A 13,517-nucleotide genomic window follows, 5' to 3' on the forward strand; every position below is an offset into this window, starting at 1 on the left:
CGTCTTCAGATTCAACATTGATGTTGACTGACAGATCGCAATCGCTAGCAGGCTAGCTCCCACAGTTGTTTTGCATCGGGCTTAAAATCTGCGCTGGCGCATCAGGTGCTTGAAGCCTTCGAACACCAGCACCACAACCGCCAGCCAGATTGGAATGTAAGTCAGCCATTCCCCGGACTTGATACTTTCACCGAGCAACAGCGCGACACCGAGCAGCAACACCGGCTCAACATAACTCAGCAAGCCAGTCGATCAACTGCAATCGCGCGGTATCTTGCTGGACGGTTCATCCGAGTCGGGCGACAAGCGTCTGCTGCTGCAGATCTTCTCGGAAACCCTGATGGGGCCGGTGTTCTTCGAGTTCATCCAGCGTAAAGGCGATGATGGCTTCGGCGAGGGCAACTTCAAGGCACTGTTCGAGTCGATCGAGCGTGACCAGGTACGTCGTGGCGTACTGACTGCCGACTAATCTGCTACTCCGATGAAACTTGTGGGAGCTAGCCTGCTAGCGATAGCGTCTTCAGATTCAACATTGATGTTGACTGACAGATCGCAATCGCTAGCAGGCTAGCTCCCACAGTTGTTTTGCATCGGGCTTAAAATCTGCGCTGGCGCATCAGGTGCTTGAAGCCTTCGAACACCAGCACCACAACCGCCAGCCAGATTGGAATGTAAGTCAGCCATTCCCCGGACTTGATACTTTCACCGAGCAACAGCGCGACACCGAGCAGCAACACCGGCTCAACATAACTCAGCAAGCCAGTCGATCAACTGCAATCGCGCGGTATCTTGCTGGACGGTTCATCCGAGTCGGGCGACAAGCGTCTGCTGCTGCAGATCTTCTCGGAAACCCTGATGGGGCCGGTGTTCTTCGAGTTCATCCAGCGTAAAGGCGATGATGGCTTCGGCGAGGGCAACTTCAAGGCACTGTTCGAGTCGATCGAGCGTGACCAGGTACGTCGTGGTGTACTGACGGCCGACTAATCTGCTACTCCGATGAAACTTGTGGGAGCTAGCCTGCTAGCGATAGCGTCTTCAGATTCAACATTGATGTTGACTGACAGATCGCAATCGCTAGCAGGCTAGCTCCCACAGTTGTTTGCATCGGGCTTAAAATCTGCGCTGGCGCATCAGGTGCTTGAAGCCTTCGAACACCAGCACCATAACCGCGAGCCAGATTGGAATGTAAGTCAGCCATTCCCCGGACTTGATACTTTCACCGAGCAACAGCGCGACACCGAGCAGCAACACCGGCTCAACATAACTCAGCAAGCCAGTCGATCAACTGCAATCGCGCGGCATCTTGCTGGACGGTTCGTCCGAGTCGGGCGACAAGCGTCTGTTGCTGCAAATCTTCTCGGAAACCCTGATGGGGCCGGTGTTCTTCGAGTTCATCCAGCGTAAAGGCGATGATGGCTTCGGCGAGGGCAACTTCAAGGCACTGTTCGAGTCGATCGAGCGTGACCAGGTACGTCGTGGTGTACTGACGGCCGACTAATCTGCTACTCCGATGAAACTTGTGGGAGCTAGCCTGCTAGCGATAGCGTCTTCAGATTCAACATTGATGTTGACTGACAGATCGCAATCGCTAGCAGGCTAGCTCCCACAGTTGTTTTGCATCGGGCTTAAAATCTGCGCTGGCGCATCAGGTGCTTGAATCCTTCGAACACCAGCACCACAACCGCCAGCCAGATTGGAATGTAAGTCAGCCATTCCCCGGACTTGATACTTTCACCGAGCAACAGCGCGACACCGAGCAGCAACACCGGCTCAACATAACTCAGCAAGCCAAACAGACTGAACGGCAGCAAGCGGCTGGCAATGATGTACACCACCAATGCCGAGGCGCTGATCAGACCCAGCAGCGGAATCAGCCACATCAACCCCGGATACTGATCGAACACGCCAAAACCTTGCTCGCCACCCTGCACAAACCAGTACGCGACCGGCAGCATCAGGGTCATGTCGACCCACAATCCGCCGAGGTGGTCGGTCTTCAAGCGTTTGCGCAGCACGAAATACAGCGGATAACCGACCACGACTACAATCGTCGCCCAGGAAAAACCGCCGACCTGATACAGCTCGTTCAAAACACCCAGCGTGGCAAAGAACACCGCGATCTTTTGCAGATACGACAAGCTGTCGCCGTAGGCAATGCGCCCGGTCAGCACCATCGCCAGGGGCAACAGGAAATACCCCAGCGATACGTCAAGGCTATAGCCGTTGAGCGGCGCCCACATGAACAGCCAAAGCTGCACGCCCAGTAACGCTGCCGAGACGAGCAGGCCACCGATCAGCTTCGGGTAACCCGCCACCAGACGCAGCAACTCCAGCACTCGCCGCCACTCACCGGATACCAGCATGAACACGGTCATGCAGGGCACGGTCAGGAGCATCCGCCAGCCGAAGATTTCCACGCCACTCAAAGGGGTGAGCAGCGAGGTGTAGTAATACATGACGGCAAACAGCACCGAGGCTGAAACCGATAAAGCGATACCTTTAGACAAACTGTCCTCGCGGAGTGGTGGTAAAACGGGGCGCGAAGGATACGTGGTTTTTGTGCTGAATATTGGCCGGATGCTCAATATTTACAACATTGCGGCCAATGTTGAAATGCCATCGCTGGCAAGCCAGCTCCCACAAGGTCATGTGTCGAACGATAGTCTGTGTTTCAACACAAAACACGGTGGGAGCTGGCTTGCCAGCGATGCTTTTAGGCCTGATGAGGTTTACGGCCAGACACAAAATGGCTCACATCATTAAATCCCGGTGTCGAGGCGTGTCCCGGCGTCACCAGTGAATCAATGAATACCTCATCTTCGGCGGTGATTTTTACGGCCTGCGCCTTGGTGTACGCATCCCACTGTTCTTCGGTACGCGGCCCGACAATCGCCGACGTCACCGCGCTGTTATTCAGCACCCAGGCAATCGCAAACTCGACCATGCCGACACCTCGCCCTTGGGTGTACTGCTGAATCTGCTGCGCAATGCGCAGCGATTCCACCCGCCATTCGGTTTCCAGAATGCGCTTGTCCTGTCGCCCGGCGCGGCTGTTGGCGTCCGGTGTGACATCCGGCGCATATTTGCCGCTGAGCACGCCACGGGCCAGCGGACTGTACGGCACAACACCGAGGCCATAAGTCTGGGCGGCGCTGATCTGCTCGGTTTCGGCCTGACGGTTGACGATGTTGTACAGCGGCTGGCTAATGACCGGGCGATCAATGCCCAGTTTGTCAGCGATGCGAATCACCTCGGCAATCCGCCAGCCGCGATAGTTCGACAGACCCCAATAGCGAATCTTGCCCTGACGAATCAGATCGCCGATGGCCGACACCGTGACTTCCAACGGTGTGTTGTGGTCTTCGCGATGCAGGTAATAGATGTCGAGATAGTCGGTGCCGAGGCGAGTGAGGCTGGCATCGAGGGCATTGAAGATGTGTTTGCGGCTCAAGCCGCTGCGGTTCGGCACTCCATCCGCCGGGCCGAAGCCGACTTTGGTCGCCAGCACCCACTCATGGCGATTGCCGGCAATCGCTTCACCGACGATCTCTTCCGAACGACCGTTGGTGTAGACGTCAGCGGTGTCGATGAAATTGATGCCCTGATCCCAGGCCTTGTCGATGATGCGCAGCGAATCTTCGGTACTGGTCTGCTCGCCGAACATCATCGTCCCGAGGGTGAGGGTAGACACCTGCAACCCCGAATGGCCCAGTGTGCGATAGCTCATGCCGAACTCCTTTTGCCGATGGGAAAGCTTCCATCAAATACCAGAAGCGTCGCATGGGGCAAAGTGAATTAAAGCAAAAAGATCGCAGCCCCCGGCAACTCCAACAGGATGTACATCAATCCAGTGTGGGAGTTGCCGAAGGCTGCGATCTTTTGATCTTGCTGAATTAAGCCCGCAACGTACGCGTCATGCGCAGCGCCAACAGGCTACCGCCGACAATCACACCCGCCAGCAGATACAACGCGGCATCGGTCGAACCGGTGGTGTCCTTGACCCAACCCACCAGGTACGGGCTGAGGAAACCAGCCATTTGCCCCATCGAGTTGATCAACGCCAAACCACCGGCAGCAGCGCCCGCACTGAGCATCGCAGTTGGCACCGGCCAAAACATCGGCAGACCGGTCAGCGCACCCATCGTGGCGATGGTCAGACCAAGAATGGCGATCGCCGGGTTAGCTGCAAAGTTGACTGCAATCACCAGACCGATAGCGCCCATCAGCATCGGCACTACCAAATGCCAGCGGCGTTCTTTACGCAAGTCAGCCGAGCGACCGACCACCAGCATGAACACCGCCGCCAGTAGATATGGAATCGCACTCAACCAGCCAATCACCAGGTTATCGCTGAAACCGAGGTTCTTGATGATCGACGGCAGCCAGAAGTTGATCGCGTAAACGCCACTCTGGATGCAGAAGTAGATCAGGCCAAACGCCCAGATTGCCGGGTTCTTGAACACCGCCAGTAGCGAGTCGGAAGTGGTTTTCGGCTTGTTCGCCAAGTCTTCGGCCTGATCCGCTTCGAGTACCGCACGCTCATGCGGCGTCAGCCACTTGGCATTGGCGAAGCTGTCGCTCAGCAGGAAGTAGGCGAGGGCGCCGAGAATTACCGTCGGAATACCTTGCAGCAGGAACATCCACTGCCAACCCGCGAGGCCACCTTGGCCAGCAGCGAAGTGATTGAGAATCCAGCCGGAGAACGGGCTGCCGAGCAAACCGGACACAGGGATTGCGGACATGAACAGCGCCATGATCCGGCCACGGCGGAACGTCGGGAACCACTGCGAGAGATACAACACGACGCCAGGGAAGAAGCCGGCTTCGGCCGCACCGGTAAACAGACGCAGCGTGTAGAACTCGGTCGGGGTGGTAACGAACAGCAGGCAGGTCGACAGGGTGCCCCAAGTGATCATCATCACCGCGATCCAGCGTCGCGGGCCAAATTTGCTCAGGGCCAGGTTGCTCGGTACGCCACACAGCACGTAGCCAATGAAGAAGATCCCGGCACCGAGGCCGTATACGGTTTCGCTGAATTTCAGTGCGTCGAGCATCTGCAATTTGGCAAATCCAACGTTTACCCGGTCGAGGTAGTTGAACAGGTAGCAGATGAAGATGAAGGGGATCAAACGCAGGGTAATGCGTTTGTAGACGGCATTTTTGTCGTCAGCGATGGCCTGGGTGGCAGCGGCGCTCTGTGACATGGCGGCTCTCTCTTTATTATGATTTTTTGCGATGCAAAGGGTAACGTTGATCGCCCTGAGAGTCTCGGTCACCTTTGGCCGGATTGTCTTTGTGCCTGAGCACAGGGTTTGTCGCCAAGCCCTGTGCGGGTGAACAACCGTCCGCGCGTGTTTTCAAGGATTCTAGTCGTTATGTTCGAACTCGATCACGATCTGGCACAAGACATCGTCGACCGGGCGATGGCCATTTTGCCGTACAACGTCAACGTCATGGACAGCCAGGGGCTGATCCTCGGCAGTGGTGAGCCGGAGCGCATCAACACCCGCCACGAAGGCGCGCAACTGGTGCTGGCCAACGGGCGTGTGGTGGAAATCGATGCGCAGACGGCAGTGCATCTCAAAGGCGTGCAGCCGGGGATCAACCTGCCGCTGTTGCTCGATCAGCGTTTGATTGGCGTACTCGGCATCACCGGCGAACCGGAGCAACTGCGCACTTACGCCGAACTGGTGCGTATGACCGCTGAAATGCTGGTCGGCCAGCGCAATCAACAGGCCGAGCAGCAATGGCGCCGTCAGCGCTGCGATGATCTGCTGGCGTTGCTGCTGAGCGAAGCGGGGGACTCGCCGCGACTGGTCGATGAAGCTCAGCAATTGGGGCTAAAACCGCAATTGACGCGGGTGCCGTATCTGTTCGAGCTGGGTCTGGAACATGGCTCGGGGCAAACCGTCGAGGCCTTGAGCGCGTGGCTGACTTCGCGCTATCCGGATAGCTGGTGCGTGAGTTCGGCGAAGTCATCGCTGCTTTGGTGTCGTCCGGCTAGTCAGAACGTCGAGCATGATCGCCTGCTGGAAAAACTTGATGCTTTGGGCTGGAACATTCTGCGTATCGCCGTCGGCGGGCAGGCTGATGGGCTGAGCGGATTGCGTCGTTGCTATCGACGGGTCGGCGACCTGCTTGCCTATGGTCGGGAGGTTCTGCCGCGTTCACGGTTACTGACGCTCAATCGCTATCGTTTGCCAGTGATGCTCTGGCGACATCGCAATGACGACGCACTCGATGAATTGCTCAAACCGTTGCGAAAAGTCATCGCCAAGGACGGCAACGGCCAGTTGCTGGCGACCTTGCGCAGTTGGTGTGATCACGACGGGCAGAGCCAGGCCTGTGCGGATGCGCTGGGCATTCACCGCAACAGCTTGCGCTATCGCATGGAACGGATTGCCGAGCTCAGCGGCGTCGACCCACTGCGCCTGGACGGCATGCTCGCGCTATATCTTGGCGTGCAACTACTCCCCCAGACTGACGCATCTACTTGAGGTGTTTTTGGGGGCGCCTTCGCTGGCAAGCCAGCTCCCACAGGGATCTTCGGCGTATATGGAGTTTTGTGTATACCGCCAAACCTGTGGGAGCTGGCTTGCCAGCGATGGCGGCGGCACATTCAGCACTAATGCCCGGTCTTTTGTAGAAATGAACAATAAACGCCTGCGCCGCTTGTGCAGCGGACAGGCGTCAATGCGCATGCCGACTGGCAGCATGAGGAGCATTGGAACTGGAGAATTCGCATGAAGATCGTCATCGCCCCCGATTCGTTCAAGGACAGCCTGAGTGCTCAAGGCGTGGCCGAAGCCATTGCATTGGGCCTGGCGCAGGTATGGCCGCAGGCAACATTGGTCAAATGCCCGATGGCCGACGGCGGCGAAGGCACGGTCGAGTCGATTCTTGCCGCGTGCGAAGGCGAGTTGCGCCGCACCCGCGTGCGAGGCCCGTTGGGTGCGCCGGTTGAAGCCGCTTGGGGCTGGTTGCCGCACAATCACACCGCAATCATCGAAATGGCCGAGGCCAGCGGTTTGCAACTGGTGCCACCGGGGCAGCGCGATGCGTGCATCAGCAGCACCTTTGGCACTGGCGAGCTGATCCGCGCTGCGCTCGACGCTGGTGCAGAACGAGTGATTCTGGCCATCGGAGGCAGCGCCACCAACGATGGCGGTGCAGGTGCGATGCAAGCGCTCGGGGTGAAACTGCTGGATGCACAGGGTCAGACACTGGTGCCGGGCGGATTGGCCTTGGCGCAACTGACGCGGCTTGATTTGAGTGAAGTCGATCCGCGTCTGGCCGAGGTGCGTTTCGACATCGCTGCTGACGTGAATAACCCGCTGTGCGGCCCGCACGGAGCCTCGGCGATTTTCGGCCCGCAAAAAGGTGCTTCGCCCGCGCAAGTGCAGCAACTGGATCAGGCGCTCGGGCACTTCGCTGATTTGTGTGCGCCAGCCTTGGGCAAAGACGTGCGCGATGAACCGGGCAGTGGCGCGGCGGGTGGATTGGGTTTCGCCGCCAAGGCTTTTCTCGGCGCAAGGTTTCAGGCCGGAGTGGAAGTGGTTGCCGAATTGGTAGGGCTCGCCGAAGCAGTGCAAGGCGCGGATCTGGTGATTACCGGTGAAGGTCGTTTCGACGCGCAGACCTTGCGCGGCAAAACCCCGTTCGGTGTGGCGCGAATCGCCAAGCAACACGGTGTGCCGGTGATCGTCATCGCCGGGACCTTGGGCGAGGGATATCAGGAACTCTACGGGCACGGCATCGATGCGGCATTCACCGTTACCAGCGGCCCGATGACCCTGGAGCAGGCGTGCGCCGAGGCGCCGCGATTGTTGCGTGAACGCGCAACCGATATCGCCCGCGTCTGGCAACTGGCCAAACACAAAATCTGATCTACGCCAATTCTGTGGCGAGGGAGCTTGCTCCCGCTGGGTTGCGAAGCAGCCCCAAACGTTTGGCGGCTCGCAACTGCTGCGCAGCCGAGCGGGAGCAAGCTCCCTCGCCACAGACTAGTGCTCGACAGAGGTGTGTTTCATTCTTGTAACACCTTGAAAAATATTTTCTCTTTACACGAAATCTTCCTAAAGGCCGGCCGATATAGAGGTCAGGCGCACAACGACTCCCTTCGAACAGTGACGCCGGGCTGAACCCGCCAAGGGGCCAGTGATTACGGCAAGGACGCTCGCAGTCTCCACTATCGAGAGTCCCTCTATGTCCTTGCGTAACCTGAATATCGCGCCGCGTGCCTTCCTTGGTTTTGCCTTTATCGCCTTGCTGGTGATCCTGCTCGGTGTGTTTGCCGTCGACCGAATGTCGATCATCCGCCAGGCTTCCATCGACATGGAGACCAATCAACTGCCCAGCGTTGGTTATCTCGGCAAAGTGACGGAAAACGTCCTGCGCCTGCGCATTTTATCGTTCCGGGTGCTGGTCAACCGTGAGCCGGCGGCGTTGCAGGATGCGCAGGCTCGCATCAACGATTTGGTGGACAAGGTTCGCAGTGCTCAGGCCAGTTATGCAGCGCTGCCCGCCGGCGGCGAAGAACTCTCGCAGTACCACGCCTTTGCGGCGACCCTCGACAACTACCTGCAAGCACAAAGTCAGATGATGGACCTGTCGCGCCAGGACAAGATCGAGGACATGCGCAACCTGATCAACACACGGATCAAGGACGGCACCGATCAGATGGGCGAGCAACTGAACAAACTGATCGCGATTAACGCAGCCGATGCGAAAACCGCCTCCAATCAGGCCGGCGACCACTACGACAGCGCCATCACCGGCATCGTCGGCGTGGCCATTGTTGCCGCGCTGGCCACCGTGTTGCTGGCATGGTTGCTGACCCGCAGTATCGTCACTCCGTTGAACCGTGCGGTGGCCGCCGCGCAAACCATCGCCGCCGGCAACCTGACCAAAACCATTGAAATCGACGGTAAGGACGAACCGGCACGCCTGCTTGAAGCGCTGTCGGCGATGCAGACCAACCTGCGCAAAACCATCGAGCAGATCGCCGGTTCCGCCACGCAACTGGGCGCCGCTGCCGAAGAGCTCAGCGCGGTCACCGAAGAAGCCTCCCGTGGCCTGCAACAGCAGAACAATGAAATCGAACAGGCAGCCACCGCCGTCAACGAGATGACCGCCGCAGTCGAAGAAGTCGCACGCAACGCGGTCTCGACTTCCGAAGCCTCGAATCAGTCGACCCAAGCCGCCCGTGAAGGCCGCGATCAGGTGGTGAAAACCGTCGACGCGATCCAGACCATGACCCACGACGTGCAAAACACCTCGCAGATGATCGAAGGCCTCGCCGCGCAGGGCCGTGACATCGGCAAAGTGCTCGACGTGATCCGCGCCATCGCCGAACAGACCAACCTGCTGGCGCTCAACGCCGCCATCGAAGCGGCACGAGCCGGTGAAGCCGGACGCGGGTTTGCCGTGGTGGCGGACGAAGTGCGGGCACTTGCCCATCGCACCGCGCAATCGACTCAGGAAATCGAAAAAATGGTCGCCGGGATTCAGAACGGCACTGGTGAAGCCGTGAATTCGATGCAACAGAGCAACCAGCGTACCCACTCCACCCTGGAAATGGCCCGCGCTGCCGGCATTGCGCTGGAGCAGATCACCCAGTCGATCCATCAGATCAACGAACGTAACCTGGTGATCGCCAGTGCCTCGGAAGAGCAGGCGCAGGTGTCGCGTGAAGTCGACCGCAATCTGGTCAACATCCGCGATCTGGCCACGCAATCTGCCGCAGGGGCCAACCAGACCAGCGCTGCGACTCATGAACTGTCGCGTCTGGCGGTGGTTTTGAACGCCATGGTGGCGCGTTTTGTGATTTGAGATAGGGTGAAGGCTGGAGACCGCGCAATCAGGAGACGTGCATGCGCTATTCAGCCTTGACCCAACGCATTGCCGGGGAGGGCGCCGCTGCCTGGCAGATTCACGACCGGGCACTGGCGTTACTTGCCGAGGGGGTCGATGTATTGCTGTTGACCGTGGGCGATCCGGATTTCGATACGCCGATGCCGATTGTTCACGGGGCCATCGACAGTTTGCTCGCTGGCGATACACATTATTCCGAAGTGCGTGGCCGCTTGGCGCTGCGCAAACTGATCGCTGCACGGCATCAGCAGCGCAGTGGTCAGGTGGTGGATGCCGAGCACGTCATCGTGCTGCCCGGCGCGCAATGCGCGGTGTATTCGGTGGCGCAATGTCTGCTTGATCCGGGCGACGAAGTGATCGTCGCCGAGCCGATGTATGTGACCTACGAAGGTGTGTTCGGCGCTTGCGGCGCGAAGGTTGTGCCGGTGCCGGTTCGTCCCGAAAACGGCTTTCGGGTCGATCCGCTGGATGTCGCCGCACGCATCACCCCCAAGACCCGTGCGATGTTGCTCAACAGTCCGAACAATCCCAGCGGCGCGAGCCTGTCACTGCTGATCTGGCAGGAACTGGCGGCGCTGTGCATTCGTCACGACTTGTGGCTGATCAGCGACGAGGTCTACAGCGACTTGCTGTACGAAGGCCAGCACATCAGCCCGGCGAGTCTGCCGGGCATGGCCGAACGTACCGCGACCATCAATAGCCTGTCCAAGTCCCACGCCATGACGGGTTGGCGAGTCGGCTGGTCGATTGGTCCCAAAGCCCTGTCCGAACACCTGGTCAATCTGTCGTTGAGCATGCTTTTCGGCTTGCCGGACTTCGTCCAGAAAGCCGCGCAAGTGGCGCTGGAAAAGGATCTGCCGGAAGTGGCGCAGATGCGTGATGAGTACCGCTTGCGTCGGGATCTGGTGTGCGAGCGTTTGCGCGGTTGCCCGGGGTTGCAGCCGGTTCGTCCGGATGGCGGCATGTTTGTGATGGTCGATGTGCGTCAGACCGGGCTCGGGGCGCAGGCATTTGCCGAGCGCTTGCTGGAAGGTTATGGCGTGTCGGTGTTGCCCGGCGAGGCGTTCGGGCCGAGTGCGGCGGGACATATTCGCATTGGCCTGGTGGTGGATCGGGTGAAACTGGCGGATGCCTGCGCGCGGATTGCGCTGTGTGCGGCGCAGCTTTTACAGGCGCGTAGTGCCTGAGGGTTTTGTGTTGTCAGGACTGGCGTCATCGATGGCAAGCCAAGCTCCCACAGGTTCTTCAGTGTTCATAACATTTGTGAACGACACAAAACCCTGTGGGAGCTGGCTTGCCAGCGAAGAGGTCCAGTCAGGCACTGATAATCTCAGTCCTGCCACGCCAATGGATTCACCAGATTCGCTGGCTTCTGCCCAGCCAAAGCCGCCAACAGATTCTCCACCGCACACCGCGCCATCGCCTCCCGCGTCTCATGCGTTGCCGAACCGATATGCGGTGTCGCCACCACGTTGTTCAACTGCAACAACGGCGAATCATGATTCAGCGGCTCACGCTCAAACACATCCAGCCCCGCCGCGCGAATCCGCTGATGACGCAATGCGTCGATCAACGCCGCTTCGTCCACCACCTTGCCCCGCGAGATATTGATGAAGATGCTTTCCGGACGCATCAACGCAAACTGTTCGGCGCCGATCAAACCCTCGGTCTGCGCGGTCAGCGGCAAAGTCAGGCAGACGAAATCGGCCTGTTGCAGCAAGTCTTCGAGGCTACGGTACTGCGCAGCAAAACGTTCTTCGACAGCGGGCTTGCGTGACTGGCTGTGATAGATCACCGGCATGCCAAACCCGAAGTGCCCACGCTGTGCCAGAGCTTCACCGATCCGCCCCATGCCAATGATGCCCAGGGTTTTGCCATGCACATCAGTGCCGAAATGCGCCGGGCCGATGTTGCGATGCCACTGACCGCTGCGCACCATGTTCGCCAGCTCCACCACGCGCCGGGCAGCAGCGAGGATCAGCGCGAAACCGGTATCGGCGGTGGTTTCGGTGAGTACATCCGGGGTGTTGCTCAGCAGGATTTTGCGTTGAGTCAGATAGTCGATGTCGTAGTTGTCGACGCCCACCGAAACACTGGCAATCGCCTCGAGTTGCGGCGCCAGATCGAGCAGCGCGGCATCCAGTTTCAGACTGGCACCGAGCAAGCCTTGGGCGCGGGGCAAGGCGTCGCGTAGTTTCATCAATCCTTGATTGTCGAGGCTTTCGATCAGCGTTACCTCGGTCTGTTGTTGCAGACGCGCCATCAGTTCTGGCGAGAGTTTCTTGTACAGCACAACCTGCTTTTTCATGGTGATGGTCTCTTTCAATTCAGGAGTGCGCCGGCGTGTGGCGCGGCGCAGCAGCTTTGGCCACGACGCGATCACTGGCGCCTGGCTTGAGGAAAATCGTTAGCACCACTGACAACAGCAATGCGCCGCTCATCAACAGATACGAAGCACCGGGCGAGCCGGTGGTGCTGTTCAGATAACCGACCAGATACGAACCGCCGAACGAGCCAAGCGCGCCCATGCTGTTGATCAGCGCCATCGCGCCGCCAGCGACGTTGGCCGGAAGGATCTCGGGAACGATGGCGAAAAACGGCCCGTACGGTGCGTACATGCAAGCACCGGCAATTACCAACAAGGTGTATGACCACCAGAAATGCTCGGCGCCGAGTGCGTAGGAGCCGTAGAAAGCAATCGAGGCAATCAACAGCGGCGGCCAGACGAAGCGTTTACGTTTCTGCAGTTTGTCCGAGCCCCACGACACCGCGAGCATGCCGATCACCGCCGCCAGATAGGGCAGCGCTGACAGCCAGCCGGCCTCGACCATGTCCATTTGCAGGCCAGACTTGAGGATCGATGGCAGCCACAAAACGAAGCCGTAGACGCCGATGCTCCAGCAGAAAAACTGCAGCGCCAGAATGATCACTTTCGGCGAACGGAACGCCTCGGCGTAGTTCTTCACCGCTTTGATCCCGACCTGTTCGGCAGCCAATGCGCTTTCCAGATCCTGTTTTTCCTGCTCGGTCAGCCATTTGGCCTGGGCCGGACGGTCATCGGCCAGCTTCCACCAGATAAACGCCCAGATCACCGCCGGCAGACCTTCGATGATGAACATCCAGCGCCAACTGAAATGCTGCACCAGATAACCCGAGACCACTGACATCCACAGCATCGTCACCGGGTTGCCGAGGATCAGAAAAGTGTTGGCACGCGAGCGTTCGGCACGGGTGAACCAGTGGCACAGATAGACCAGCATCGCCGGCATCACCGCCGCTTCGACCACGCCGAGCATGAAGCGAATCACGATCAGCCAGTAGGCATTGGAGACCACACCGGTCAGGGTAGCGAGCCCGCCCCAGAGGATCAGGCTGACGAAAATCAGCTTCTTCACACTGTGCTTTTGCGCGTACATCGCGCCGGGCACCTGAAAGAAGAAGTAGCCGAGAAAGAACAGCGCACCGAGCAGCGATGACAGGCCCGGGGTGATCATCAGGTCGGCGGCCATGCCGGACGCGGCGGCGAAACCATAGTTGGCTCGATCGAGGTACGCCAGGCTGTAGGTGATAAACACGATCGGCATGATGTACCACCAGCGGCGGGCGGCGAGGGTTGCGGTTTTCATGGTGTTGCTCCTGAGCTT

10 protein-coding genes and 7 pseudogenes are annotated in these 13,517 nt (G+C 58.9%); 9 read left to right on the top strand and 8 right to left on the bottom strand.

Features of this window, described 5'->3' with window-relative positions; translation table 11 throughout:
- Nucleotides 1-81: 81 nt before the first annotated feature.
- Nucleotides 82-246: pseudogene (locus ACTWLJ_RS20890) on the bottom strand (EamA family transporter RarD); the annotation flags it as partial.
- Here ACTWLJ_RS20890 and ACTWLJ_RS20895 point away from each other — a divergent pair.
- A pseudogene (locus tag ACTWLJ_RS20895) lies at nucleotides 242-469 on the top strand (4-hydroxyphenylpyruvate dioxygenase); the annotation flags it as partial. The pseudogenes ACTWLJ_RS20890 and ACTWLJ_RS20895 overlap by 5 nt on opposite strands.
- 127 nt (nucleotides 470-596) lie before the next feature.
- Here the strand turns inward: ACTWLJ_RS20895 and ACTWLJ_RS20900 are convergent.
- A pseudogene (locus ACTWLJ_RS20900) lies at nucleotides 597-761 on the bottom strand (EamA family transporter RarD); the annotation flags it as partial.
- Between ACTWLJ_RS20900 and ACTWLJ_RS20905 the strand changes: the two are divergent.
- Nucleotides 757-984: pseudogene (locus tag ACTWLJ_RS20905) on the top strand (4-hydroxyphenylpyruvate dioxygenase); the annotation flags it as partial. The pseudogenes ACTWLJ_RS20900 and ACTWLJ_RS20905 overlap by 5 nt on opposite strands.
- A 126-nt stretch (nucleotides 985-1,110) precedes the next feature.
- Here ACTWLJ_RS20905 and ACTWLJ_RS20910 read toward each other — a convergent pair.
- Nucleotides 1,111-1,275 (bottom strand): annotated as a pseudogene (locus ACTWLJ_RS20910) (EamA family transporter RarD); the annotation flags it as partial.
- Between ACTWLJ_RS20910 and ACTWLJ_RS20915 the strand changes: the two are divergent.
- Nucleotides 1,271-1,498: pseudogene (locus ACTWLJ_RS20915) on the top strand (4-hydroxyphenylpyruvate dioxygenase); the annotation flags it as partial. The pseudogenes ACTWLJ_RS20910 and ACTWLJ_RS20915 sit on opposite strands and share 5 nt — an antisense overlap.
- A gap of 127 nt (nucleotides 1,499-1,625) precedes the next feature.
- On the opposite strand, the gene rarD reads toward ACTWLJ_RS20915, so the two are convergent.
- Complete coding sequence (gene rarD / locus ACTWLJ_RS20920) at nucleotides 1,626-2,507, bottom strand: EamA family transporter RarD (protein WP_401209636.1); 882 nt, start codon at nucleotides 2,505-2,507, stop codon at nucleotides 1,626-1,628.
- Between rarD and ACTWLJ_RS20925 the strand changes: the two genes are divergently transcribed.
- Nucleotides 2,455-2,763, top strand: a complete 309-nt coding sequence (locus tag ACTWLJ_RS20925; RefSeq protein ID WP_445181446.1) for a hypothetical protein — start codon at nucleotides 2,455-2,457, stop codon at nucleotides 2,761-2,763. The genes rarD and ACTWLJ_RS20925 overlap by 53 nt on opposite strands.
- Here the strand turns inward: ACTWLJ_RS20925 and ACTWLJ_RS20930 are convergent.
- Nucleotides 2,714-3,727, bottom strand: a complete 1,014-nt coding sequence (locus ACTWLJ_RS20930; RefSeq protein ID WP_445178267.1) for an aldo/keto reductase — start codon at nucleotides 3,725-3,727, stop codon at nucleotides 2,714-2,716. The two genes, ACTWLJ_RS20925 and ACTWLJ_RS20930, sit on opposite strands and share 50 nt — an antisense overlap.
- Nucleotides 3,728-3,893: 166 nt before the next feature.
- Nucleotides 3,894-5,204, bottom strand: a complete 1,311-nt coding sequence (locus ACTWLJ_RS20935) for an MFS transporter (protein WP_445178268.1) — start codon at nucleotides 5,202-5,204, stop codon at nucleotides 3,894-3,896.
- A 171-nt stretch (nucleotides 5,205-5,375) separates the two neighbouring features.
- On the opposite strand from ACTWLJ_RS20935, the gene ACTWLJ_RS20940 reads away from it, so the two are divergent.
- The 5 genes and pseudogenes from ACTWLJ_RS20940 (at nucleotide 5,376) to ACTWLJ_RS20960 (ending at nucleotide 11,060) form a co-directional block, all read left to right on the top strand.
- Nucleotides 5,376-6,497 carry a sugar diacid recognition domain-containing protein gene (locus ACTWLJ_RS20940; RefSeq protein ID WP_445178269.1) on the top strand — a complete coding sequence of 374 codons (1,122 nt, stop codon included), beginning with the start codon at nucleotides 5,376-5,378 and terminating at the stop codon, nucleotides 6,495-6,497.
- Between the two features lie 246 nt (nucleotides 6,498-6,743).
- Nucleotides 6,744-7,886: a glycerate kinase gene (locus tag ACTWLJ_RS20945; RefSeq protein WP_445178270.1), complete on the top strand. Its 1,143-nt coding sequence runs from the start codon at nucleotides 6,744-6,746 to the stop codon at nucleotides 7,884-7,886.
- Between the two features lie 319 nt (nucleotides 7,887-8,205).
- A pseudogene (locus ACTWLJ_RS20950) lies at nucleotides 8,206-8,973 on the top strand (MCP four helix bundle domain-containing protein); the annotation flags it as partial.
- A complete protein-coding gene (locus ACTWLJ_RS20955) occupies nucleotides 8,968-9,831 on the top strand; it encodes a methyl-accepting chemotaxis protein (protein WP_445181392.1) in 864 nt (287 codons plus the stop codon). The pseudogene ACTWLJ_RS20950 and the gene ACTWLJ_RS20955, both read left to right, overlap by 6 nt.
- Nucleotides 9,832-9,872: 41 nt before the next feature.
- Nucleotides 9,873-11,060, top strand: a complete 1,188-nt coding sequence (locus tag ACTWLJ_RS20960) for a pyridoxal phosphate-dependent aminotransferase (RefSeq protein WP_445178271.1) — start codon at nucleotides 9,873-9,875, stop codon at nucleotides 11,058-11,060.
- 143 nt (nucleotides 11,061-11,203) lie between these two features.
- Here ACTWLJ_RS20960 and ACTWLJ_RS20965 read toward each other — a convergent pair whose 3' ends face one another.
- The gene (locus ACTWLJ_RS20965) at nucleotides 11,204-12,181 is read right to left on the bottom strand and encodes a 2-hydroxyacid dehydrogenase (protein WP_445178272.1); all 978 of its coding nucleotides are present in this window, start codon (nucleotides 12,179-12,181) and stop codon (nucleotides 11,204-11,206) included.
- A gap of 19 nt (nucleotides 12,182-12,200) precedes the next feature.
- Nucleotides 12,201-13,499 carry an MFS transporter gene (locus ACTWLJ_RS20970; protein WP_445178273.1) on the bottom strand — a complete coding sequence of 433 codons (1,299 nt, stop codon included), beginning with the start codon at nucleotides 13,497-13,499 and terminating at the stop codon, nucleotides 12,201-12,203.
- Between the last annotated feature and the right edge of the window lie 18 nt (nucleotides 13,500-13,517).

This window comes from Pseudomonas sp. McL0111, assembly GCF_052567255.1.